This is a genomic window from Leptospira koniambonensis (assembly GCF_004769555.1).
Classification (GTDB): Bacteria; Spirochaetota; Leptospiria; order Leptospirales; family Leptospiraceae; genus Leptospira_B; species Leptospira_B koniambonensis.
The window spans coordinates 1-23354 of sequence record NZ_RQFY01000001.1 but is presented as its reverse complement, the minus strand read 5'-3'; the positions used below and the strand labels follow the sequence as shown (position 1 = coordinate 23354).

Genomic DNA, 23354 nt, shown 5'->3' with positions numbered 1-23354 from the left:
GCTCCGCGCCTCTGCGTGCCAAAACCTCAGTGTCTCTTTTAACTCTGCGCCCTAAAATGCCATTTCGCGAAGCGCAGTTAAAGGATATCTCATATACACAGTAGTAGTACGGCTACCAGATGTAATGGTCAGAAGATCCAAAGGATTCAGACCCATAGTATAATAACCTTCGTCGATCATAGCAATACCAAAACCTGCACTTTCTTTTTCGTCCAAAAACTCAGGACGGAAGAAATCTGCAGAATTTCCTTGGTCGAACAATTCCTTATGACGAATACGTGATTCTTCTATTCTTCCAAAATCCATATTATGGATCGGAGAATCGTTACGTATCCTGAAATTCAGTTCGTCTTTGGTAATCTTGATCTTAACAGAAATTCGCATTCTGTTTTTCTTAAGTTTAAAACGTATATCAGTCAGGAATTCTTTCTCTTCGTCTTTTAAGATCTGCTTTTTAGCACGGATCCTATCTTCTAATTGAAGAATACTCTGGACCTGTTTTTTGATCTTATCCGGAACTACATATCGATGCATCGCATCACGTAGAGGAGAAGTATCCATAATGATCTCAAGTAGTTCTTCCGCTTCTTCTTGAGTCTCACCAAGCTTTTCTATTTTTTTCAGAAGTTCATCTCTGAAAATAATATGGCGGATATTTCCTTTGATCGCGTTTAATAATGCCTCCATGAGTCCGCTGAAAAGATGAAATGCAGCGAGAGGATTGGCACCGATCTCTTCTAAAAGACCGTTAACGAGTTCGGAAAGAATATCTCTGGTTGGTTTAGTCAGACCTTTGAGTTCTAAATGGAAGAATCTTCTCTGCTTGAGTTCTTCTATATTTTGGAGGATTTGAGCCCCTTTGAGGACAGATTTCTGGTTTGCCATAGGAGGGAACTTAGAAAATTTAGTACAGGTTGGCTTGTGGACTCTATACGGCAAGCTGGTTTTAGAAAGATGGCATCAAAAACCGAAGATTTCGAACTGATCACTCCCGACTTGGGAGACACCGACAAAATTGAACTAGTTCGATGGAATTTTCAGTTGGGGGATCAAATCAATGAAGGATCAGAAGTCTGCGAATTAGTCACAGACAAAGCTTCCTTTCCGATGGAATCTCCGATTAACGGAATACTTGCGAGAATCGACAGAGAGAAAGGTTCCATCATCAAAAAAGGAGAAATTTTGGGAATGATCCGGAGGAATGTTTCCGAGTGAAATTGGTCCATTTATCGGACCTGCATTTTCCCGTAGCACTTCCTTTCACTAGTCTGAAAGGTAAGATGATCCCGGGATATTTAAACTATACCTTTCGGCGTAGGAAAAAATATCCGATCTCTCTCTGGAATGCAATTGTTCGAAAAGTAAAAACCTTAAATCCAGATGCGATCGTTATCTCAGGAGACATCACAAATGTCTCTCATTGGAAAGAATACGACGAGTCCAAAAAAATCCTAGAACCTGTACTCGGGGACAAAACATTTATGATCCCCGGAAATCATGACCGTTATACTGATATTGCCGCAGGAAAAGAAGGACCAGATCTTCCTTATTACGAAAAATTTTTCTCTCCTTGGATGGGAGAAAGTATCCCGCTTCAAAATGGATATCTTAGGATCAAAAAAATAGGAAAACTAGCACTCGTAGGCTGGGACTCTAATATGCCACTCTCCGTACTAAACGCGTACGGATATATAAAAGAAGATATAGTACATTCTACATTGGAATACTTGGAAAAAGAAAAACTGGATCAGTACATTCTAATCTGCCATCATCCTATCTGGAATCCTCCGGAACGCCAGGAAAGCTCCGGTCATAAAATGAAAAACAGGGAAGAAATCGCGGAACTTCTGAAAAAAAGGCCACCTTTAGCCTATTTGCATGGTCATGTACATACGAACTGGGTCAAATATCCGGATCCACAAAAACCATACTACGTGATCAATTCCGCATCCAGTACCAGGATCTCAGACCAAAAACACCAAAGTGGTTTCCATTTAATGGAATGGAACGAAACAAAATTGAATATTAAAAGATTCTCTTTTTCTAATGAAGAAGGGGAATTCACAGAAACACAAACGATCTCATACCAAGAAAAGGAAACAAATGGCCGGTAAACTCCAACCAATCGATATCCAAAGAGAACTCACAAAGATCAAACATCCTGAGCTTAAGAAAGACATCGTGTCTCTAGGAATGATCGGTTCTCTTGAAATCGGAGAAGAAGAAACAAGTATCCTAGTCAAAACTCCTAACCAAGACAGAAGAGTCCAAATCGGATTAGAAGCACAGATCCGCCAGACACTTTCTAAAAAAGAAGGAGTCGGAAAAGTTAAGATTAAGTTCGAAGTAGATCCTAAAATGACCTTGGATGATTCCAATAAGATCCTTGGAGTCAAAAAGGTAATCGCGATCGGCTCCGGAAAAGGTGGGGTTGGAAAATCCACAGTAACAGTAAACCTTGCGTCTGCAGCTGCTGCAATGGGATACAAAGTGGGAGTGATGGATGCAGATATCTACGGACCTTCTATTGGAAAAATGTTCGGAGTAAACGGTAAGGTAGCTCTCAAAGCAGAAGAAGATAAAATTTATCCATTAGAAAAAGACGGACTAAAGATCATCTCCTTCTCTTTTTTAATAGAAGAGAAACAACCTGTAGTGTGGCGGGGTCCAATGTTAGGGAAGGCGGTAGAACAGTTTCTGTATGATATCGTCTGGGGAGAACTAGACTTCTTATTTATAGATCTTCCACCAGGAACAGGAGATGTACAATTATCTCTTGCTCAGCTCATAGATTTAGACGGAGCAATTTTGGTAACCACACCACAAACAGTAGCACTTTTAGATGCAAACAGAGCCGCATCTATGTTCCAACAAGTCAAAGTACCGATACTAGGTGTAGTGGAGAATATGAGTGAATTTGTGTGTCCAAATTGTGGGCATGCTTCCGCGATTTTTTCCCATGGCGGAGGTCAAAAATTAGCTGATTCTGCCGATACAAAATTCCTGGGAGGGGTCCCACTTACTATGGATGTAATGAGCGCAGGAGAAGCAGGAAAACCGCTGGTTTTTCAAGAACCTGACGGAATTATCGCAAAATCCTATAAAAACATACTCCAAAACCTGGCTGAAGAGATAAAAAAGTGGGAATAATACTCTGGGGCCAGTCAGTTAGTACAGAGGGAGGCAAACCGTGAAGTTCGAAAAAGGCACAGAGAAGAATCCATCCGGAAACCTCATAGTATATTGCAACGTTGTTGGAGAAAATCCGCTATTTCCGGGCGGCAAAATTATCGCTTCCAACGTAGTGGTTAGTTTCCTCCGAATCGGAGAAAACTTTCCTGTTGTAACATTTCCTCCAGTCTCCCTAGACAGTTACGAAGACCTAAAAAGGATCATAACAGATCATTACGACAAGTATGATGTGGTAAAGATCAAAGACTTCGAAATGCCTGCAGGCCAAGAAGATTCCAATTCTTATATCAAAGAAAGAATGGATCATTTCGAAAACGTAGTCATTAGATATGTAGAACTATGTAAGAATAGAGAAGGTGGAACTTTCCCTGTTCAGGAAAAAGAACCAGAAGGTGTTAGAGATTATCTGGATGCCTTAGCAAATCTTTCTCTAAAAGTAAGACGCTCAAGCGGTATCGCAAGAGAAGCTTCTCTTCTTCATATGGAAAGATTGGTTGAGACTTTTTCAGGAAAACACCCTGAATTCGATCTTCATAATTTCCGCAAAGCCTTGGAAGTTCCAGGCCAAACCGGAGAAGAATTAGTTGGTTTGTATCTTCAAAAATTCAACGCCATCTCTTACGAAAGATACGAAGATGCTTCCGATCTAAATAAAAAGATCCAAGCAATAGAATCAGTTAGTCCTTAAATATTCGGGGCCATTCGGTCCCGGATATTTCCCCTATTTGTTACTTGCCATTCCTTGGCATTTTACTTCTTATAATTCCTCATGGGAAAAGAATTTTATATCTGGCCTGATCTAGGTTTGTACTGTGGAGAATCTTTTTCCACAGTCAGACATAGCCATTTTTTCTCCCAAATCTGCTGCACTCTAAACGAAGGACCGGTCCGTCTCCAAGGAAGTGATGGAGAATGGAAAGAATACGAAACAGTATTCGTTCCTTCCAGAGTATCTCATAGAACGGAACAAACTTCTGAAAAATTTATCATACTTCTCGTGGATCCATTAGGAATTGGAAAAGGTATATTCAGAAATCTAAAAATACAAAAGGGAGAACCTGGACTGGAAGTCGGAGATCAAATTCCTGTGCAGGAAATCCGAAATACATTTAAGGAAGGGGATCCAAACCATACTCGAAAACGTATCTTAGAACTTTTAGATTCGGTAAGATCCTCTCAAAAACATAAAGTAATGGATCCAAGGATCCAAAATTCTTTGTCCAAAATTTCTGCAGAAGAGTTTTCGCTCACTGAAATTGCCAAAGGATATGGATTATCACAAAGTAGATTTAGACATTTGTTTAGAGAAGAAACGGGGATTACTTTTTCAGAATATAAAATTTGGACAAAGATCAGAAAAGCAATTTTGTATTTATCCACTCAGCCACAATTAGTGCAAGCGGCTCTGGAAGGTGGATTTGCTGACCAGGCACATTTTACGAGGATCTTCAAAAATTCATTTGGACTTCGACCCTCCGACTTTTTCCAAAAAGAAGAAAATTTTGCGCCTAGATTTTTTCCGGACTAGCCCCAAAATTCAAGATATCTTTCCGGAAGTACGTTACCTTCTTCTTATAAATCCGGAGAGAATCAAATGAATTGGATCATGCCCAAGGATTGGAAAATCAGATATAGAAAGGAATTAGATCTTTCTCAAAAATACAAAGAAGAAGGAAATCTTCCAGAAGCCTGGAGATATTTAGAAAGAGCCCATTTAATCGGACAGTATTATCCAATCCCTCATACTGGAATTCATTTCAGAATGTTATTATTCGCAATTGGTCAAAAAGACACAAAAGAGATCTTAGGGCAGTTATTAAGAATTTCTTTAGGTTGGTTGGGCTCTTGGCTCAATCGAATTCCAGTGGGAAATACTGGCGGAGCAAATGTGCCGATCATGCAGCCAATGCCGATCCCGAAAGATCTATTGGATCTACTTTCGAACGCTGACCAAGAAGCAAAAGGTTTGTCCGGATTTAAAACTCGAACTTAAATTTTATTAAGGATTCCAACGAGGATATAGATCTATTTCTCTTCCTAAAAGTCTGAAAATCCTAGTTGCCATAAAATCACCCAGATCTTCTAAACTTTTAGGCATTTGGTAAAAACCAGGAGAAGCAGGTGCGATGATCGCGCCTGCATCATGAAGAGCTAACATATTTTCCAAATGAATTCGATTATAAGGAGTTTCTCTAGGAACTAAGATAAGTTTTCTTCTTTCCTTTAAGGTTACGTCAGCCGCTCTTTCAATTAAATTTTCAGTGATCCCTGTTCTGATTGCTGCAACAGTTTTCATGGAGCAGGGAAGAACCACCATCCCATCCCAAATATTAGATCCAGAAGCTATATCGGCTCCTATGTCCTCGAATTTTCTAAGATGAAATTTATGGACTTGTTTCGGATTCCATTTTTTACGTACAAATTCTAGGATATCTTCTCCGGTTTGAACATTTGTCTCATACTCTTCTCTAAAAACTCGGATAGAAGCAGGACTTGGAACAAACCAGGTCTCACCAGGAATTTCCATAAGAGCTCTTAAAAATCTGGCAGCGTAAATGGAGCCGCTAGCCCCAGCCATTGCAAGTACCAGTCTTAAAGGTTTTTCATCACTCATCTTAAAACCTGGAAAATAGAGAAACTAAACTAGGACCAGTTTCTGCCAAAATTCCTAAAAAGATCACAAGAGAGATCCAAGAATGGATCTGATAGAAACTAGGTGGAAAATTTCCGTCCTTGTTTTCAGAGGCAATCTTTTGTTCTCTAAACAATAAATATGCTACAAATATTAAGAAAGCCCAGAAGGCTCCCTGAAAACCGGCATTCCAAGCAGCTACAGCAAGGAAGGAAATAGAAAGAATATGAGAAATTCTTGATATTATAAAAGATTTTTTTTCTCCAAAGCTCGCAGGGACTGAATGTAGTCCTTCTTTTTTATCAAATTCTCTGTCTTGCAAAGCATATAAAATATCAAATCCAGCCAAATTGAATGCAAGCCCCAAAGTCCAAAATCCTGCGATCCAGGAAAATTCCTCTCTGATAGCGATCCAAGTTGCAAGAGGAGCCAGACCAATCGTTAATCCAAGATAGAAATGGCATAAAAAAGTAAAACGTTTTGTATAAGAATAAGTTAATAGAAGAAATAGAGTAGGGAAAGAAAGATAAAAGGAAAGTGGATTTAAAAACCAACTTCCTATAAAAAACACTAAAGAAGATCCTATGATAAAAATCACTGCCATAAAATCTGAGATCTGACCGCTTGGGATCTCTCTATTTGCAGTCCTTGGATTTTTAGCGTCTATCTTACGATCCGCCCATCTATTAAAGCCCATGGCAGCACTTCTTGCGCCCACCATACAGACCAAGATCCAAATCAATTTTTGGCCAATTACAAGAAGAGGAAGACTCGGCTCTTGTAAGATCGCAAGAACGAATGCGATCCCTGCAAATGGAAGAGCGAATAAAGTATGGGAGAATTTTATAAAACGACCGTATTTGCCTAGAGCAGCAAGAGTATTGGAAGCCATCAGAGGAAGTCTTATAGAATACTGTTAGTTAGAAAGCAGATTTTTTAGAACCAAAACGAAAATGGATGATTTTTTGACCTCCTGAAGAAATCCTCGTATCTATGATCCAAAACACGGATACCAAGCCAAATCCAAACGTTTCTTCTGAGGAAATTGATTCTTTATTAACGGAGATCGTATCTTCTACTGAACTACATTTTAAATGGTTAAATACTCTTTCTCTTTTGGAACATATAGGCGCTCGTAAAATCCATACCAGCCAATCAGGCCCATTACTCTCCGAAATGGTTTTAAGACATGCTTCAGAAGAAGCAAGACATGCCGCTTACTTTAAAAAATTGGCATTAAAAGTAAAACCGGCCACCACTGAAAATTTTGAAAAGGATTCTTTGCTCTGTGGATTTTCTGCAGTTTCCTATTTCCAAAAATTAGATCTTTCAGTAGAGAGATCCTTTAACGCAGAAAACTTTCCTAAAAATACTAAATCATTTCTCTGTTATCTATATGTTACAAAATTAATAGAAGAAAGAGCAGGTTTGGTCTACGAAACATACGACCAAATTTTGGACCAAAAGAATATTGGGATTTCCATAAAAGGTATCATCAAAGAAGAAGAATCACATCTTTCCGAAATGGATTTTAAACTTTCTGAAATGGATCCTAAATTCGAATCCAGAACATTAGAATTCAGAGAAAAAGAACAAAAACTTTTCCAAAAGTACTTTCAAAATTTAAGAAAAGAAGTTTTTCAATACTCTTTAACCAAATGAATTTTATTCCAAAATTCGAGATCAAAAAACTAGGCGCCCTGATTGTTTTAGTCGGTCTAGTTCTTTTAGGACCTTCTCTCCAAACCCAGTCTTCTTCCTCGGAAAGAAAAGATTCTCCGATCGGACTCGTGGTTTATTGCCCTCTGCAATCAGAAAAGGAAACACCATTTGATTTCGAAAGAACCTTGGGCATTTGGTACAAAAGGTATAAACAACAAAAGATCCAAGAAGGAGGAGGAGCAATTCTACTTGTTTCCGCTCCTCATTTGCCTAAAACTTCAAACGAAATTGAAAGACTGAAAAAAAGTCTGGGCGCTGAGATCATATTCACAGGTCATCATTCCGTTATTCCTAAAAAGGAAACTGTAAAACCTTCTGATAAAAAAGGTAAAAAGAAGAAGATCACAAAAAAGAAAAAGAAACCTGCTACAGAAACTAAAACCAATCCAGAACAATCTGAAAAATTAACTCCTGTAAAACAGGAAGATCCAAAACCACAGGAAGAGACTTCTGAATCTAAGCCTAAGGACCAAACTTCGGAAGCAAAACCGAAAGTTTCCTCAAAGAAGAAAGGAAAGAAGAAGGCGCCCAAACTTTCCACTAAAACACAACCAGTGATCCCACCTGGGATTTTAACAGTGAAGGAAGAAGCTGGATTAAACTTTGTATTCTATTCTCCTTCTCTTGAATCGCTACAAGAAGATGAAAAAAGACAATCTCACTGGATGACAGATTTTAAAAGCCAGTTCTCTAAAACATTCGAATCTCAGATATTCCACTTTTTACTAGCGCAAGATCCGAGCGAAAAACCAAAAGAAGATTCGAATCCAATCGCCGAAGGATTGTCCAATTTTAAAAAAGAACTTTCAGATACATTACCTTCTATCGTTCTTCTACCTTCTCCAAGAGCTTTGCGTTTCTTTAATGGAGAATATAGTTTTGGATGTGGAGCAACCCCTGATTCCTTAAAGATCAGTGTTTTAGAGTTATTCTTTAGAAATGGAAGACTGATCCGGATCAACGAAGAAGTCCAAACCTTAAATTCTAAAGAATCAAACAAGTCCTGGATCTTAGAATAAAGACTTCTTATTCTAAACTATAAATCTAAACGAATTTACAGATTCTCTTTCTTCCAAAAATTGACTGTATGAGCTTGAATTGCGGGATCGTAGGACTTCCAAACGTAGGAAAATCAACCATATTTAACGCATTGACCAAGGCCGGTGCCGAAATGCAAAATTATCCATTTTGTACAATCGAACCGAACAAGGGAATCGTTGAAGTTCCAGATGTAAGATTGGACAGGCTCGTAGAACTTTATAAGCCCCAAAAGAAAGTTCCCGCAATCATGGAATTTGTGGATATCGCAGGACTTGTAAAAGGTGCAAGCCAAGGGGAAGGGCTTGGAAATAAATTTCTTTCTCATATACGTGAAGTAGATGCGATCTGCCATGTTGTCCGCGCATTTGAAGACGAAAATATCACTCATGTTCACGGAAAAATTGATCCGGTAGAAGACGCACAAGTAGTTACGATGGAACTTATTTTTGCTGATCTTGAATCAGTAGAAAAGCAGTACCAAAAAATTTCTAGAAACGCAAAAGCGGGAAATAAAGAAGCACAAGAAGCTGCAGCAGTTTTAGATAAAATTATGGCGGTTTTGAAAGAAGGAAAACCTGCAAGACTTGCGGATATCAAACCGGAAGAACAAAAACTAGTTAAAACATTTAACCTGATTACTTCCAAACCCGTTTTATACGTAGCGAATATCACTGATAAAGCGGCAATCGCGAAAGAAAATCCAATCGTTGAATCCGTAAAAAAAATGGCACTTGCAGAAGGAGCAGAAGTAGTTACTCTCTGTGGAAAATTTGAAGAAGAAATTTCTGGCCTAAGCAAAGAAGAACAATTAGAATTCTTAAGTGAGATCGGAGAGACAAGCAGCGGATTAGATAGAATGATCCAGGCTGCATATAAACTTCTGGGACTTGTAACATTCTTCACAGCTGGAGAAGTAGAAGCAAGAGCTTGGACTACTGGTGTAGGAAGTACAGGACCAATTGCAGCATCTGTAATCCATTCAGACTTCGAAAAAGGATTCGTTCGCGCAGAAGTAATGAAGTTCGAAGACTTGGATAGAACAGGAAGCCCTAACAAAGTAAAAGAAGAAGGTAAACTAAAGATAGAAGGAAAAGAATATATCGTCCAAGACGGAGACGTTATATTCTTCAGAGTAAACGCTTAAGAACGTTTGCCGCTACTTTCTTTACGATAAGAATTCGGATTAGTTCCAGTTAACTTTTTAAATTCCAGATAGAATGCCGATCTGGAACTAAATCCAGCCTTTGCACCAATCTCTGTAGTATTCTCATCCGGGAACTCATTCAACAACACTTTTGCTTCTTCTACCCTGTACTGATTGATGAGAGATGGGAAATTTGTTTTGAACTCAGTATTGATCAACTCAGAAAGCTGATGGATCGTGATACCAAGCTCCTTAGCCATATGTTCTTCTTTTAAAGACTTGGTCAGATAAATTTTTTCTTTTTCCAGCAAGGATCCTATCTTAATCACAAAGTCTTTCACATCCAAGGAAGAAAGATGGCTTTTACGATTGGAACCTTCTTCTTCTTTTCTTCTCAAAATTTCCCTGGATAATAATGACACGAATACAGTCAAAGGAGGAAGGTAATACAATACTCCATAGACCGCCATCCTGTTATAAGGATAGAAATCGAAATGGAAAATTGTTTTGTAGAGATCCAGAAGTAGGAAGATTCCCCAAACAGAGATAAAGAACATTTCGTAGACTGTATTATTCCGTATGGAAGAAATATGGGTTTTCCCAAAATAGAATAACATACATCCGTAATTGAGTACTAAAACTAATATCCTATGATCATACCAGAATTGATAAAGAGGGATAAGAGGGTATAAGATCCCTGCAAAGCAGACTAACCAAAAGAACGGAGATCTATAGACTAGGCCTGAATTTTCCTTATTCCATGCAGCCAAATAGAAGAAGAAGGCGATATGAGTGATTCCAAGAAATAGGAAGTAGTTATGACGAAATAGATTGTTCTCATTTCCTACGATGGATGCAAATTCCTTTCCATGTAGAAAATACAGTGTGGCTCCCACTGAGATCAAATGAATAGGTAAGGCCAAAAACAAAACTTTTCTAGATTTATAGTATAGATATAAATTATATCCGAAAGCTAAGAATAGTACAAACCCAACGCTCAAAAACAGAACAGACCGCAATCTTACGATCACCATATAGTCATCTTCAGATAATAATCTTACCGGAAAATTGATGTCTTCGTTGGACAATACGTAAAGGTAGAATGTCCTTTCTTCCTTAGGTTCTAAACGAATATTGAAGTGGGGAAGAGGGGAGATAAAATCGTTCCAAATAGGATCCAAGTCGTAACCAGCAAATCCTGCCTCAAATTTTCCCTTAGAATCCACGGAACAAAGTTCAGCGTCCGGAACATTTAACCATAGCAAAGCCAAAGTCCTGTGAAGTTGTTCAGTTCCGTCATTAGCGAGTCTAAATCTAAGCCAATTTCCGGATTGGCTTCTTTTTAAACGTAAAACATTCCCTGCATTATGATGCCATTCCAACTGATGAAGGGAAGATATTGTTTCGGGTTTACAGTGTCGAAATTGGTATCCCCTATACCTATATTCCATTTTAGAACTAATATTTTCCACAGGGGAAGAAGGGTTTAATCGAATAATATCTGCGTTAGGAAGAGTAGGGGCTGCGCTTAAAAAATTTGCTCCAATAAGAATGCCCAGGAAGAATAAGATCAGAAATCGAAAATAGATATTAGTAGGGAAAGTATTTCGGATTCTTGAGCTGGGTTGTTTCATTTAAGCCTAATACCAGTGAATCCTTTTCCAAGTAGGATACCAGGTATTTTTCCCGAGTCATCCTATTTTTTGCCTAATTTAATACCCAGGTCGAATATAGTTCAAAATTCTAAGAAATTCCAAAAATCTAAACTCACCTATCTAAATTTATAATCTTGGAATTCTGGACCCCCATTGTTCCGGCGCAGCTTCAAAGAGGAAAAGTATCTTAGAATGGAAAGATTTTGACTTCATTTTCCCAGGACTGATATAGAAAAAACTAATTCAATTTCCATTCACATATTAGTCCTAAAGTATGATGCCAGGCTGTCATTAACTCCGCAAATTCCAATTCTTCTGCTCATTAATTCAGCACTAAATGTCCAAAGGTTTAAATCTTAGAAAATTTTTCCTAAACCAGAATTTTTTAGTGTCCAATTTTATAAGTTTGGAAGGTCTTGTATTAAATAAGTTCGTCCTCTATTAAGGAATAGAACAAAAAAGTCGGGAAACCTGGACACAAAACCCGAGGAGAAAAAACCAAATGGCAGATTCGGCGATTATACAGAACATACTTAACCCACCGGTATTGTTCTTCTTTTTAGGAATGGGAGTCATCATCTTCAAATCTGATTTGGTGATCCCTGAGGCTTTATCGAAATTCTTTTCGATGTATCTACTTTTCGCAATTGGATTCAAGGGAGGCCATGAGCTTTTCAAAACTCCTTTTAGCTCCGAGCATGCGCTAACTCTATTAGCATGTAGCGTAATGGCGACTTTGGTACCAATCTATGCATATTATATTCTAAAAATCAAATTAGAGAAACATAACGCTGCGGCCTTGGCAGGATCGTTTGGATCGATTAGCGCAGTAACCTTTGTAACTGCAGGCGCGTATCTTCATAATCTAAACATTGAATATGGTGGTTTTATCGTAGCTGGTATGGCTCTTATGGAATCCCCAGCGATTGTAATCGCAGTTATCCTAGACAGACTTTCTAAGAACAAAGCAAACGGCGGCGGATCTATCAACTGGAAAGCTCTTCTTCATGAAGCATTATTTGGATCTTCTATCTATCTTTTAGTAGGTGCCTTGATCGTAGGTTACTTGACTGGAGACAGCGGCTGGAATGCTGAGAAACCGTTTACTGAAGACTTATTCAAAGGAATCCTAACATTCTTCCTTTTAGATATGGGAATCTCTGCAGCAAAAAGATTCAAAGAACTTACTCACGTAGGTTTCTTCCTAATCGCTGCAGCAATCATATTAATGGTGATCAACGCAGGTATCGGATTATTACTTACTAAAGTAATTCATATGCCAGAAGGGGATGCATTGATGTTCGTAGTTCTTTGCGCTTCCGCTTCTTATATCGCAGTTCCTGCGGCAATGAAGGATATGATCCCGGAAGCAAATCCGAGTATCTATCTTACGGTGGCATTATCCATCGTATTCCCGATCAATATCATCCTCGGGATCCCATTGTATCACTACTTAGTTAAAGCTATCATGTAGGGTATTTTCCCCCTCCGGGACGAAATCTCGGAGGGATTATTTTTGCTTAATATAAAAAAATGTAAAATTCTTTGGACAAAATCCGAACCGAAACTTCGGATTTTTGTATCCGGTTTCTAATTTTAGGAGAATTTCCTAATATTCGAATCTACTAAAACACGGAGTACCAATATGAAAGTGTTTCGATTTTTTAAAACAATCCACCAAATCCGACCGATTGGTAAATTTAGTCTAGTTCTACTATTTTTGACCGTAGGTTCCCCAAGCGTATTTGCTCAAGCCCCAAACAAAGGCACAGTAACAGCAGAACCTAGTCCAGCACCTGTCACTGCGACTCCACAAAAGTCGGCAGCAGAGGAAGAAGACAGTTATGTTTCTCCCATGAAGACTAGCGGCCTGACCCCTGATTACACTAGAAGTATGTTCTTCGAGCCTGAATTGGGGAAAAAAGTCGCGAACCATAAAAAAGCATGGTTGAACGATTGGATCAGGGTTGGAGCCTATGTTCGTCCTAGATATGAAGACAGATACAACCTAGCATTCGATAAATCGAATAAAGGTTATACCTCCAGAGCAATGCAAACCTCTCAGGTATTTTTCATTATCGATCCAAGTCCTTATTTTTCTGCAAAAGTTACCTTCCAAGATGCAAGAGTATGGGGAGGAGAAACTCCTGCGAGTGTAGGAGACGTTCGTGCGAATACATTCGACGCAGTAGGAACTACCAGCACGAGTAATCCGGCAGCTGCTTCAGGCACTACGATCCCCAGCCAAACTACTATCAGGGAAGCCTTCATAATGTTAAAGAAACTTCCATTGGATGCTAAAGTCCAAGTCGGAAGGCAAATTCTAGCATACGGAGACCAAAGAATGTTGGGTGGTGCCAACTGGACGATCAACGGTCTCGCCTACGACGGAGCTAGGATCATGTTCGACCAGGACAATTATAAGATCCATTTTTTTGGAACTAAAATTGCAGCCAACCAAAACGGCGTGAACGGAGTAGTTTCGGCTAATGCACCGGTGACTATTACTGACCCAGTTACTAAAAAAGCTACAGTAGTAAATCCTGGGCAACCTGATCAGTACATTGTAGGTACTTATAACTCAGTAACTGCAAAAGACTGGTTTACTCTAGACGTTTACTCCATCGGACTTTTAACAAAAAAGACTGCAATAGCTGGAGCTAAATCAGATTTAGATCTTTATAATAACTCTTGGGCAAAACAACAAAGTGATCTGATCACAACAGGATTCAGACTTACTAACAGAACTGCAAATAACAACCTTCCTAAAGATGGATTCTGGGGAGCTTTAGATTGGGCGATAGAAAGCGCATGGCAGACTGGAGCTACTGGAGAAAGAACCGCAAAAGATCCACTTTTGGATTCTTATGTGCAGAATAATGTTGCGGGACTTTCCGGTCACAGTTACGGCACACAAGCACAAAGATATTCCGGTTCCTTCCACGTTTTACAGGCAGGTTACACCTTCTTCGAAAAATTAAGAGCTGGTTTTCAATACACTTACGCTTCCGGAGATAATAATCGTACGGATGGAAGTAGCGGAACTTTCCAAACTCTTCCTGGGCCTCGTTTCGGAGTATTTCCTTATTGGAATAACGTGTCTGGTCTTTCTGAAAATATTGATACTAAAAACTTAAGTTCTTATAATCTCAATTTTTCGTATAAAACTGACCATTACGGAACATTCTACGCTGCGTATATCGTAAATAACAAGGTTCAAACTCAGGATGCTTGGTATGCGATCAATGGTTCTGCAAACACTGGAGCTTCTACTGAAAGTAATGGTGTTGGACAAACCACAATAGCAGTAGGTGGAACAGGAAGAAATTTATACAACGAGTTCGACTTCACCTGGATGTACGTTGTAAACGATTACGTTTCCATCTGGATCGGTGGTGGTATCTTGACTGCGGGTAATGCTGTTAAGAATCAGAGAAACGCTCTCTATCATTACAATCTTCAGGCCGTTGGAACAGAATCTGCAGGTCTTCATTTAAACACAGGAGTTGCGACAGGAGCGAACGGAACGGCCTCTATGGCTCATATGTTCTTCTTCCAAGTAAACGCAGGCTTCTAAAAAAGGAATACGTATGACAGTATTGGCTTATCTATCCGTCATAACTTCTCTGCTTGCACCTTTCCTAATTGGAAATGTGCTCGGAGTAGATTTTTTCGGGAAAGATAGTTCGATCGGTCTTGGGTTATCTCTCCAAGCGATACTAGGTAGTTTTATAGCCGTATATGTATACGGTTATGAAAAAGAAAGAAAGGCGTTGGTCATTTTTGGCTACGCCATTTTTTTTCTGAGCACAGGCATTTGTTACCTGGTTGGAAAAAGTTTGTGGCTGGTCCTTTTCTGGGAATTGTCCACAATAAGCGCCTTTCTACTTTATATCGGAGGCAAATGGAATGACGCCTCCATCCGAAGTTTTGTGGCATTAGTCGCTGCAGGCGGGATCGGTGCCTTCTGTTTTACGTTCTGGATCTTTTCGAATGATCCAAGATCTGGATTATTTTTCCTGATCCTGGGGCTTTTGATCAAATCTGCATTTTTCGGAGTTCATTTCTGGCTGCCGGAAGCTCACGCAGGTGCACCTGCTCATGCTTCTGCGGCGTATTCCGGATTATTAGTTAATTTACCTCTTGTATTATTTTCTAAATTTGCTCTTCCACTTTTACCTGGAACCCATTATGCAACTATTCTAATACCGTTAGCCGGAATCGGAGTATTATGGGCTGGTATCACTGCATTATTCAGTAGAGAAGTTAAAAAGTCCATTGCATACAGCACTGTGGAGAATATGAACTTTTTGTGGTTGAGTTTACTTATTTCTGCGTATTGGCAATCCAGTGAGCAAGAAAGTTTAAGAATGCTCAGCAAGGCATTCGGAGTACTTTTCCTGATCTCTTTGGTTCATCATAGTATCAGCAAAACATTTCAGTTCTTATTTTTCGGATATCTTACTAAATTATCAGGAAAATCCGCATCAGATGAAAACACGGGCGTGGGAAGGATCAGCGGAATTCCTACATTCTTAGCTGCGATCGGGACCATGAGTTTTCTTGCAATTCCAGGTACCACAGGCTTCTTATCCGAATCCACATTTATCAAATTATTATCCGCTGTTTTAGAAGTTACTGATACAAGTGCAGCACTTGTTCTTCCGCTTCTCATTTTAGTTTGCACAGGTTTAGCGGTAGGAGCTGCTGCTCACTTAAAACTTTTCCTTGGACTTGTTCTTTCCAGGCCTCGCACAAATTTCGAAGATCATGGAAAGAATACAACGATCAATGTTTCTTTATTTTTGACTGGCGCTTTGGTACTGATCTCACCTTTAATCATCCTAAGTCTCACAAACTATTATGCAGTGAGAGTGGACTGGTTGGATTTCTCTTGGTTTAGAGGGATTGGGATCTTAAATGTAATCGGTCTTGTTATACTGTTAAGCGTAGGGTTGTTAGGACTCAGACATAAGATCAAAGAGAGAAAACTGTGGGATTGTGGCGGCTTATTCGGCGGATCGGAGGTAGCGATCGCAAGTTCGGCTCTTTCCGATCCGCTAGCCGCTCCGTTAGGCAGATATTTTGCCGATGAAGCAGGCAATTCCAGATTAGACAAAGGGTTCATTAAGATTTTATTAAGAATTCTTTCCTCTTTGAAAGCTAAGATCAGAGGAGCGGATGATGAATCCATCTCTGTAGACTTAACTTATTCTTCTTTCACTGTATTAACAATTTTGATCGTAATCATCATCGTTCGTCTTGCGGAGGGAGACATATGGTCACAGCTACTTTCTTATTGGGCATTCTGATCCAGATTTTAGCCTTTATATCTCTTCCTTTCTTATGCGGAGGTATCCTCCAGAAGATCAGGGCTTATGCCCAAGGTAGAAGAGGGGCACCTGTTCTACAGATACTTTATGATACCGTTCGAATGATCAAAAAAAGTCCGATAGACGGTCCTTTCTCTGGATTTTTCTCAGAAAGTTCTGCGATATTCGCTTTTGCTTTCGGACTCGTTTTATGGTCCTTGGTTTCTTTTGAATGGGCTTCCTTATTACTAATCCCATTTTTGATAGGAATGATCCGATTTGCGACTGTTGCATATGCAGTAGAGAACGGAACTTCTTTCGGTGGAATGGGAGCAGCAAGAGAAACTCTTCTTTTCATCTTTGGGGAACCAATCCTGATCCTAGTGCTTGTAGTATTAGAATCTAATGTTGTATTCCACGAAAACTTCGCACATATTTCTTTTGCGATCTTGTTCTTCTTGGGGGCAACATTGATCGTTCTTTCTGAACTCGCCAAACCACCATTTGACGATCCAAGAACTCACTTAGAACTCACAATGGTTCACGAAGCAATGTTACTCGAAGCTTCCGGAAGAACTAGAGCATTTTTCGAGCTGGCTCACCAATTCAAAACTGCATCTTTGTTCCTTCTTCTTACCAAACTTGGATTAGAACATGTGGAAGTTTTCTTAGGAGTTTCTTCTGTTCCCATCTGGAAAGAATTAGCCTCCTTCGGAGGAGCCATTCTTCTCTCCGCATTAATCGGTTATTGGGAAGCAAACAGCACCAGAAGAAAATGGATTTGGATCCCTGAATTACTCGGACTGAATTTTATCTTCATGCTGATCCTGGGAATTCTTCTGAAGCTAGGTAAATAAATATGAGCGCAGATGTTAGTTATCTTATTATTCTACTGACCGGCGTGGTCATTCTTTTAGAAAACAGGCTTAAGAGGGTAGTTATCCTTTTAGGTATCCAAGGTTTTCTTTTACTTCTTCCTTTATACCAAGAAGAAAGCGGAGACGGTTTCCATTCTATCTTTTTAGCGGCAATGGTGATCGTGTTCAAAGGGATCTTAACCCCTATCATTCTTTTTTGGACAGCAAGAAGGATACATTCTCCAGAATCAACTTTTCCAAAAGTAGGTTATCTTCCTACACTCGCACTTTTGTTCGCGGGTGCAGCGGCTTGTTACTTCTTCATGGATATGGTTTCTGCATTTTTCGGGAAGTCCCATCAATACGGATTATTATATGTCCTTCTTCTAATATACATCGGAGTGATCGGATTTATTGTTAGAAGGAACTGGATTGGCGTAATTGCATGTTTCAGTATTTTTGAGAACGGAACATTTTTACTTACTCTACTTCTAAAATCAGGAGTTCCGATTGGAAGCGAATTCGGATCCTTCTTGGATGCTGTTTTGATTCTCGGAGCAGGTGCTGCCCTTAGGATCAATAGCGAACAATATAAGGGGGATATTTCCAGATGAACTTCGATATTCTTTTAGGGATCGGAGCAGCAGTCTTCGTTTTAATTTTCCTAACTTATGTTTTAGCTCCTACAAAGAACCAGACAAACTTACTTTTCTGGTCGGTATTACTCGTTATCTGTGCCGCGATCAATTTTGCAGTCTGGATTATCCGAGACTGGAATGAAGAAGGCACTACGTTACAATGGGTTTTGATAGAAGCGACTACATTCGTAGGTGCTTTGCTCATCTCTTCTAGTAGAACAGCAAAATCATTCCCAATCGCTTGGAAATTTTTGCTGATCAACTCTTTTGGACTCGGTATTGCATTCTTAGGTATCATTCTTATCCGCTCTTCTTTGCATGTAATCAATCAGCCGATTGAATTTTTAGCAGCTAATTCTTCTTCTCATCCTGAGATCATCTGGGTAGAGATAGGCCTTTGGCTCGCGATCTTCGGATATACAGCCAAACTCGGACTTTTTCCAAATCACGTTTGGATAGAAGATACGTATGGAGAAAGTCCTACACAGGTTTCCTCCTTACTTTCTGCATTCATTCCTGTTTCGGTTTGTTTTGCACTTAGACCTTTCGTTCATTTAGATCACCAACTTTTTCCACATACATTCAGCGGAGCAGATGGACTATTAGTCTTAGGAATATTAACGATTTTCTTAAGTATTTTTGCAGTATATGATCGAGACGATATCAGAAGGATTTCTGCAAAAGTTGCTCTTTTCCATACAGGAGCCTTGGCTGTTTTCCTTTGGATGGACTTAAGCGATACCGCTTTCTTATTCATGATGGCGACTAACTTGGTGGTGAAATCACTTTTATTCATCAGCATGGGAATCGTGAGAATGGATGCCGGCAAACGAGAACTTCATAAAATAATACAAGCAGATTCAATCAATAAACCTGCCTTGTCTCTATTCATCTTAGCGCTCTTCTTAGCATTTGTGATGCCTGGATCCCCAATCTTCGTAACAGATATAATTCTGATCAAGGCTGGACAAATAGGCGGAAAATCATTCGTGATCTTGGTTCCAATCCTTGGGATCGTATTTTTCGGAGTGATGTTGTATAAACTCGCGCCTCTATTGAATATCAAAGGAAGACCATTTTCAAAGGATCTTTCTACCATTCTTAGGATCAGAATGACCAACGGATTTTTCCTACTTCTACTTCTTCTTAGCACTGGCTGCTGGGGATTTTACCTGTTATTACAAGGTGTATTATGAAAAACGTTACCGGAATTTTTCACACTTCGGAAACGAAACAAACTCATCGTTTCTGGCTGACTCGAGAAGGAATAGAGAAGGAAACTCTTTCTAAAACCGCAGAAAAAAGTTTATATGAGGATCATTCCAATCCAATTTGGGTCCTTAGACATAGCTTGGGCACTGACCAAGGAGCAGAAGATTATTCTTCTATGGATTACGAGAAGTATCTATCGCAAGATAGAAAACATCTTCTCGAAAAATTCCTTACTAAATCTGGGATCAAAGATTTGGTTTATAGAGGGATCAATGTTCCTATTCCAAATTCTTTTTATTCACATGCAGTTGGACCGATCCATGCGGGTGTGATCGAGCCTGGACATTTTCGTTTTATAGTAGAAGGAGAAGAGATCCAAAACTTGGATATTCGCCTTGGATTTCAGAAGAGAGGCCTTCTGGAAAAAATGAAAGGTCTAAACAAAGATTCTATCTCTCCTTATGCAGAAGCGATATCAGGTGATTCTACAGTTGCCTATGCAATCGCATTCAGTAAAGCATTCGAAGAAGCTCATGGTATCCAAGTTCCGGAAGAAGTAAACTTCGCAAGAACTGTTCTTCTGGAGATAGAAAGGATCGCGATCCATATTGGGGACATGGGAGCAATTGCGGGTGATGTAGGTTATTATCCTCTCCAGGGTGTATGCGCTATGCAAAGAGGAGTTCCACTCGGAGTAATGGAAGCCCTAACTGGTTCTCGTTTCGGAAGAGGCGCATTAAGTCCTGGAAAAGTAAGACTTAAAAAAGAACTTACTGAATCCGTCCTAAACGATCTAGCAAAAAGGATCCAAGATGTTACTTCCGATGTGGCTGGTCATTTTGAAAGAGCTGCGAACAAATCTACAAATAGAGAAAGATTACAGCTCTGTGGAGTGATTACACATAAACAACTCAAAGATCTAGGATTTGTAGGAATGGTCGAAAAATGTACAGGTATTTCTAGAGATCTTCGCCACCATGATACCAGCTATTCTCTTGCTGGAGAATCCATTAATTTGGATCTAGATGCTGGCCAAATGAAAGGAGATGCTTGGGCAAGATTCTATCTTCGTTATGAAGAATTGAAGAATAGCGGACGTTGGTTGGCTAAAGCAATTCCAGTATTAAAGAATTTTCATAAAGCATACGAAAGTTTAGAAAAAACGAAAATCTCTAAAGCAAAATCTGGAGTGTATTTCGGCATTGCAGAAGGATGGAGAGGTCCAGTTTTAGCGTCTTTCTCTCTTAATTCTTCTGGAGATATTTCAGAGGCTTATGTAAGAGATCCTTCCGTTCTGAACTGGCATGCATTAGAGCTTGCAGTTAGAGGGGAGAATATCGGGGATTTTCCTCTGAATAATAAATCTTTCAACCTCAGTTATGTGGGAGTAGATCTATGAAACAAATCCAGGAAATCATTAATATATTCCGTCCGGCAAAAAATCTAAATTTTGAGAAGATGGGACCGACCAATCCAAATGCAAGAGGTATCCCTGTTCCATCTTCCAAAAAAGGATTTCATCTAGACAAATCTATAGAGAAGGTCTGTCCAACTGGAGGATTAAAAGTTTCCTCTTCTAAAGAAGTGACATTTGATTACGGTGCATGTTTACAATGCGGCCATTGTGTAGAAGCTTCTGCAGGGCAATTGGAAAACTCGGGATTCATTCACGTATATTCAGTAGATAGAGAAGCATTAAAAGTACGTTATATAGATGGAGTTCCAGCAACTTACGAGGAAGAAGTTTCCGAAAACGTAAAACAATTCCGTAAGATCACAAAAAACACTGGCTTTCAATATAGAGAAGTAGCTGCAAGCGGCAATAACGCAACAGAAGCAGAGATCAACGCTAGCTTTAACGCAGTTTTTGACAGTGAAGCAAGTATGGTAAGAGTGGTAGCTTCTCCAAAACATTCAGATGCAGTTGTATTCGCAGGACCTGTGGGACCAAATATGGAAATTCCTCTCCAAGTTGCTTGGGACACAACTCCAGGACCGAAAGCACTTATTGCTTGCGGAACGGAAGCTGTTTCAGGCGGATTATTCCAGAGAGGAAAATTACCAAAAGAACCAGATTTGTTTATTGGAGGAGATCCTCCAAGACCAGATGTAATCGTAAGCGCATTCCGTTATTTGATGGGCAGGAAGAAGTTCTCCTTTAGAGAAGAACTCTCCAAATTCATTTCGGAACGACGTTCTAAATCTTAAATCTCATCCGGAAGCTTTTACGTAGAAGTAATCATCTCACCTGCGTAAAACGCTTCCTTCGTTTTTAAACCAATTCCTGAAAATTTATCTTCTCCGTTTATATCGGAGATCACATCAGTAGGATAAGAGATCCTTGGATCCAATTTTGTATGGATCGGATAAAATCTTTTCTGATCCAAATACGAATAAGTAGTCAAAATAACCACTTCTTGATCCTGAAATACTGTTTCCAAATTACGAACCATCGTATTTACTCGAGAAGAAACATTTTCGTTAAAATCTTCCCAGGTTCTAAGTTCTCCTGAAATCTCCACATTCAAATGAATGATAGAAGGGTAGGGCTTCGGATCATTCTGCCTATTCTTATCCAAAACTTTTTTGGCAACTAGTAGGGCATCTGTATCGTCCCCTCTTCCCGTTTTTACAAGAACCGCTTTATTTCTTTGTAATAGTTCGAAACCTTCTCCATAACAGATCAGCTCTTCTGCATGATCCAAATGTTTCCAACGTTCTTCCGCAGCTAATTTAGAAAGTTTACGTTTTTGGTTTAGAGTATAAGCCACATTCCAGATGATCTGGTACAATAAACTAGGAAGAAGCGTAGAAGGCAGATCCTTGATCCCGGAAAGTTTCTGATAAACCGCATGGAATAGATCCGGTTGTATCAATTTCTGGATCTCTATTTCCCCGGCAGAAATGATCGCAGAAATTTCTCGGATCAAGAATGATTTAAGAGAAAGAGAAGTTTGAAAATCCGCATAAAAATCTGGGACCTTTCCTGAAAACAGCTCTTCTGGAGTCTTAAATCCAACATTTTTAGAAATTGCAGGATCCTTAATTTGATACTTTAAAAAAGCAGAATGAAATATTTCAGAAGGTTCATTAAAACCAAAATTTGCGACTATTTCTTGAGAATCTATAATAGTTCCATCATCAAATATCAGAGTTTCAGACATCATGTCTGTATTTGTGATACCTTCGATCACATAAAGTTGTTCTTTAGGAAAAACTTTCCGAACTGCTTCTGTTTGGGATTTGATTGCAGCACGGGCAGCTTCTTCATTTCCACCGTGTGCCGCACAACCGAGTCCCGGAATATCGGATCTATGCATATATGCAATGAATAACGCAGGCATCCCAGGTGTGTTGCATAACGCGTCATTTACGACTCTATCAATACGATTCCAAAACCAAAAGTTATTCAAGTTAGTAGAAACAATGTTTCCATCTGTTCTGCCAAAACGTATCGTAGTAACAGGATATCCTTTTAACTTACTTCCGTGAACTCTTCCGTCTATACACTTAGTGACTAATACTTTAGGAGTTCTTAAACTAAATTCACGGATCACATGTTTCATTCTGTGGATCGTTTCCGATTGTAGAATGTTTTCTTTTAAATATTGATCTATGTATTCTTTTGCCGGTCCCAATTGAATTCTCCTATCTTTAAGTCCGTAGAATACTTTCCCAATCCAGCAAACTTCTCTTTATAATTTTCAGAATAATTAAATACTCATCTCTTGGAAATCCATTTATGCGACAGAAGAATGGTCATAAGTTGAATAAAAGGTAAACTCTGCATTTAGAGTTTTTCATCTTATGTTCAGCCTATTTACATCCAAAATCTAAGCCTAAAAAGTTTGAAAAAAAGATAAAAACTCAGAGAAATAAATACAAAAGAGGTTTGACCGGTTGGGCGACGTAATTAATATGGTTTTTACGCCTGAAGGATATCGCCCGG

At 39.3% G+C, this 23354-nt stretch carries 22 protein-coding genes; 17 read left to right on the top strand and 5 right to left on the bottom strand.

The window, feature by feature from the left end:
* Nucleotides 1-51: 51 nt before the first annotated feature.
* On the bottom strand, nt 52-885 hold the full coding sequence (locus tag EHQ52_RS00110) for a hypothetical protein (protein ID WP_135613229.1): 834 nt from the start codon (nt 883-885) through the stop codon (nt 52-54).
* 69 nt (nt 886-954) lie between these two features.
* On the opposite strand from EHQ52_RS00110, the gene EHQ52_RS00105 reads away from it, so the two are divergent.
* From EHQ52_RS00105 to EHQ52_RS00080, 6 genes are all read left to right on the top strand, one after another.
* The gene (locus tag EHQ52_RS00105; protein WP_135613227.1) at nt 955-1215 is read left to right on the top strand and encodes a lipoyl domain-containing protein; all 261 of its coding nucleotides are present in this window, start codon (nt 955-957) and stop codon (nt 1213-1215) included.
* A complete protein-coding gene (locus tag EHQ52_RS00100) occupies nt 1212-2114 on the top strand; it encodes a metallophosphoesterase family protein (RefSeq protein WP_135613225.1) in 903 nt (300 codons plus the stop codon). Before EHQ52_RS00105 ends, EHQ52_RS00100 begins: the two co-directional genes overlap by 4 nt.
* Nucleotides 2104-3150, top strand: coding sequence for an Mrp/NBP35 family ATP-binding protein (locus EHQ52_RS00095; protein WP_135613223.1), 1047 nt, complete (start codon nt 2104-2106; stop codon nt 3148-3150). The genes EHQ52_RS00100 and EHQ52_RS00095 overlap by 11 nt, the downstream gene beginning before the upstream one ends.
* A 40-nt stretch (nt 3151-3190) precedes the next feature.
* On the top strand, nt 3191-3880 hold the full coding sequence (locus tag EHQ52_RS00090) for a hypothetical protein (protein ID WP_135613221.1): 690 nt from the start codon (nt 3191-3193) through the stop codon (nt 3878-3880).
* Nucleotides 3881-3961: 81 nt separating this feature from the next.
* Nucleotides 3962-4720 carry a helix-turn-helix domain-containing protein gene (locus tag EHQ52_RS00085; protein ID WP_135613220.1) on the top strand — a complete coding sequence of 253 codons (759 nt, stop codon included), beginning with the start codon at nt 3962-3964 and terminating at the stop codon, nt 4718-4720.
* Between the two features lie 66 nt (nt 4721-4786).
* Entirely contained in the window at nt 4787-5185 is a 399-nt protein-coding gene (locus EHQ52_RS00080; RefSeq protein ID WP_135613218.1) for a DUF3703 domain-containing protein, read from the top strand.
* Between the two features lie 6 nt (nt 5186-5191).
* Here EHQ52_RS00080 and EHQ52_RS00075 read toward each other — a convergent pair whose 3' ends face one another.
* Both EHQ52_RS00075 and EHQ52_RS00070 read right to left on the bottom strand, forming a co-directional pair.
* A complete protein-coding gene (locus tag EHQ52_RS00075) occupies nt 5192-5806 on the bottom strand; it encodes a UbiX family flavin prenyltransferase (RefSeq protein WP_135613216.1) in 615 nt (204 codons plus the stop codon).
* A gap of 1 nt (nt 5807) precedes the next feature.
* On the bottom strand, nt 5808-6716 hold the full coding sequence (locus EHQ52_RS00070) for a UbiA-like polyprenyltransferase (protein ID WP_135613214.1): 909 nt from the start codon (nt 6714-6716) through the stop codon (nt 5808-5810).
* Between the two features lie 101 nt (nt 6717-6817).
* On the opposite strand from EHQ52_RS00070, the gene EHQ52_RS00065 reads away from it, so the two are divergent.
* From EHQ52_RS00065 to ychF, 3 genes are all read left to right on the top strand, one after another.
* The gene (locus EHQ52_RS00065; protein ID WP_135613212.1) at nt 6818-7486 is read left to right on the top strand and encodes a hypothetical protein; all 669 of its coding nucleotides are present in this window, start codon (nt 6818-6820) and stop codon (nt 7484-7486) included.
* Nucleotides 7483-8565 carry an LIC11612 family fibronectin-binding protein gene (locus EHQ52_RS00060; protein WP_135613210.1) on the top strand — a complete coding sequence of 361 codons (1083 nt, stop codon included), beginning with the start codon at nt 7483-7485 and terminating at the stop codon, nt 8563-8565. Before EHQ52_RS00065 ends, EHQ52_RS00060 begins: the two co-directional genes overlap by 4 nt.
* Nucleotides 8566-8633: 68 nt before the next feature.
* A complete protein-coding gene (gene ychF, locus EHQ52_RS00055; RefSeq protein ID WP_135613207.1) occupies nt 8634-9731 on the top strand; it encodes a redox-regulated ATPase YchF in 1098 nt (365 codons plus the stop codon).
* On the opposite strand, the gene EHQ52_RS00050 is transcribed toward ychF, so the two are convergent.
* Entirely contained in the window at nt 9728-11365 is a 1638-nt protein-coding gene (locus EHQ52_RS00050; protein ID WP_135613205.1) for a helix-turn-helix domain-containing protein, read from the bottom strand. The two genes, ychF and EHQ52_RS00050, sit on opposite strands and share 4 nt — an antisense overlap.
* Before the next feature lie 523 nt (nt 11366-11888).
* Here EHQ52_RS00050 and EHQ52_RS00045 point away from each other — a divergent pair.
* From EHQ52_RS00045 to EHQ52_RS00010, 8 genes are all read left to right on the top strand, one after another.
* Nucleotides 11889-12860: a sodium-dependent bicarbonate transport family permease gene (locus tag EHQ52_RS00045; RefSeq protein WP_135613204.1), complete on the top strand. Its 972-nt coding sequence runs from the start codon at nt 11889-11891 to the stop codon at nt 12858-12860.
* Between the two features lie 171 nt (nt 12861-13031).
* The gene (locus tag EHQ52_RS00040) at nt 13032-14963 is read left to right on the top strand and encodes an alginate export family protein (RefSeq protein WP_135613202.1); all 1932 of its coding nucleotides are present in this window, start codon (nt 13032-13034) and stop codon (nt 14961-14963) included.
* Between the two features lie 13 nt (nt 14964-14976).
* Nucleotides 14977-16698: a proton-conducting transporter transmembrane domain-containing protein gene (locus EHQ52_RS00035; RefSeq protein WP_135613200.1), complete on the top strand. Its 1722-nt coding sequence runs from the start codon at nt 14977-14979 to the stop codon at nt 16696-16698.
* Nucleotides 16665-17555 (top strand): NADH-quinone oxidoreductase subunit H, encoded by an 891-nt coding sequence (locus tag EHQ52_RS00030; protein WP_100711716.1) that lies wholly within the window; start codon nt 16665-16667, stop codon nt 17553-17555. The genes EHQ52_RS00035 and EHQ52_RS00030 overlap by 34 nt, the downstream gene beginning before the upstream one ends.
* Nucleotides 17556-17557: 2 nt before the next feature.
* The gene (locus EHQ52_RS00025) at nt 17558-18169 is read left to right on the top strand and encodes a formate hydrogenase (protein WP_135613198.1); all 612 of its coding nucleotides are present in this window, start codon (nt 17558-17560) and stop codon (nt 18167-18169) included.
* Nucleotides 18166-19389, top strand: coding sequence for a proton-conducting transporter transmembrane domain-containing protein (locus tag EHQ52_RS00020; protein ID WP_135613196.1), 1224 nt, complete (start codon nt 18166-18168; stop codon nt 19387-19389). The genes EHQ52_RS00025 and EHQ52_RS00020 overlap by 4 nt, the downstream gene beginning before the upstream one ends.
* Nucleotides 19386-20804, top strand: coding sequence for a hydrogenase large subunit (locus tag EHQ52_RS00015; RefSeq protein ID WP_135613195.1), 1419 nt, complete (start codon nt 19386-19388; stop codon nt 20802-20804). Before EHQ52_RS00020 ends, EHQ52_RS00015 begins: the two co-directional genes overlap by 4 nt.
* A complete protein-coding gene (locus EHQ52_RS00010) occupies nt 20801-21613 on the top strand; it encodes an NADH-quinone oxidoreductase subunit B family protein (RefSeq protein WP_135613193.1) in 813 nt (270 codons plus the stop codon). The genes EHQ52_RS00015 and EHQ52_RS00010 overlap by 4 nt, the downstream gene beginning before the upstream one ends.
* 17 nt (nt 21614-21630) lie before the next feature.
* On the opposite strand, the gene EHQ52_RS00005 is transcribed toward EHQ52_RS00010, so the two are convergent.
* Nucleotides 21631-23043 carry a hypothetical protein gene (locus EHQ52_RS00005; RefSeq protein WP_135613192.1) on the bottom strand — a complete coding sequence of 471 codons (1413 nt, stop codon included), beginning with the start codon at nt 23041-23043 and terminating at the stop codon, nt 21631-21633.
* Nucleotides 23044-23354: the final 311 nt, after the last annotated feature.

Excerpts from the sequence above, each read along its gene's own strand:
- EHQ52_RS00110 (WP_135613229.1), bottom strand. The coding sequence starts at position 885 with ATGGCAAACCAGAAATCTGTCCTCAAAGGGGCTCAAATCCTCCAAAAT.
- EHQ52_RS00105 (WP_135613227.1), top strand. The coding sequence starts at position 955 with ATGGCATCAAAAACCGAAGATTTCGAACTGATCACTCCCGACTTGGGA.
- EHQ52_RS00095 (WP_135613223.1), top strand. The coding sequence starts at position 2,104 with ATGGCCGGTAAACTCCAACCAATCGATATCCAAAGAGAACTCACAAAG.
- EHQ52_RS00085 (WP_135613220.1), top strand. The coding sequence starts at position 3,962 with ATGGGAAAAGAATTTTATATCTGGCCTGATCTAGGTTTGTACTGTGGA.
- EHQ52_RS00080 (WP_135613218.1), top strand. The coding sequence starts at position 4,787 with ATGAATTGGATCATGCCCAAGGATTGGAAAATCAGATATAGAAAGGAA.
- EHQ52_RS00075 (WP_135613216.1), bottom strand. The coding sequence starts at position 5,806 with ATGAGTGATGAAAAACCTTTAAGACTGGTACTTGCAATGGCTGGGGCT.
- EHQ52_RS00070 (WP_135613214.1), bottom strand. The coding sequence starts at position 6,716 with ATGGCTTCCAATACTCTTGCTGCTCTAGGCAAATACGGTCGTTTTATA.
- EHQ52_RS00065 (WP_135613212.1), top strand. The coding sequence starts at position 6,818 with ATGATCCAAAACACGGATACCAAGCCAAATCCAAACGTTTCTTCTGAG.
- EHQ52_RS00060 (WP_135613210.1), top strand. The coding sequence starts at position 7,483 with ATGAATTTTATTCCAAAATTCGAGATCAAAAAACTAGGCGCCCTGATT.
- ychF (WP_135613207.1), top strand. The coding sequence starts at position 8,634 with ATGAGCTTGAATTGCGGGATCGTAGGACTTCCAAACGTAGGAAAATCA.
- EHQ52_RS00050 (WP_135613205.1), bottom strand. The coding sequence starts at position 11,365 with ATGAAACAACCCAGCTCAAGAATCCGAAATACTTTCCCTACTAATATC.
- EHQ52_RS00045 (WP_135613204.1), top strand. The coding sequence starts at position 11,889 with ATGGCAGATTCGGCGATTATACAGAACATACTTAACCCACCGGTATTG.
- EHQ52_RS00040 (WP_135613202.1), top strand. The coding sequence starts at position 13,032 with ATGAAAGTGTTTCGATTTTTTAAAACAATCCACCAAATCCGACCGATT.
- EHQ52_RS00035 (WP_135613200.1), top strand. The coding sequence starts at position 14,977 with ATGACAGTATTGGCTTATCTATCCGTCATAACTTCTCTGCTTGCACCT.
- EHQ52_RS00030 (WP_100711716.1), top strand. The coding sequence starts at position 16,665 with ATGGTCACAGCTACTTTCTTATTGGGCATTCTGATCCAGATTTTAGCC.
- EHQ52_RS00025 (WP_135613198.1), top strand. The coding sequence starts at position 17,558 with ATGAGCGCAGATGTTAGTTATCTTATTATTCTACTGACCGGCGTGGTC.
- EHQ52_RS00020 (WP_135613196.1), top strand. The coding sequence starts at position 18,166 with ATGAACTTCGATATTCTTTTAGGGATCGGAGCAGCAGTCTTCGTTTTA.
- EHQ52_RS00015 (WP_135613195.1), top strand. The coding sequence starts at position 19,386 with ATGAAAAACGTTACCGGAATTTTTCACACTTCGGAAACGAAACAAACT.
- EHQ52_RS00010 (WP_135613193.1), top strand. The coding sequence starts at position 20,801 with ATGAAACAAATCCAGGAAATCATTAATATATTCCGTCCGGCAAAAAAT.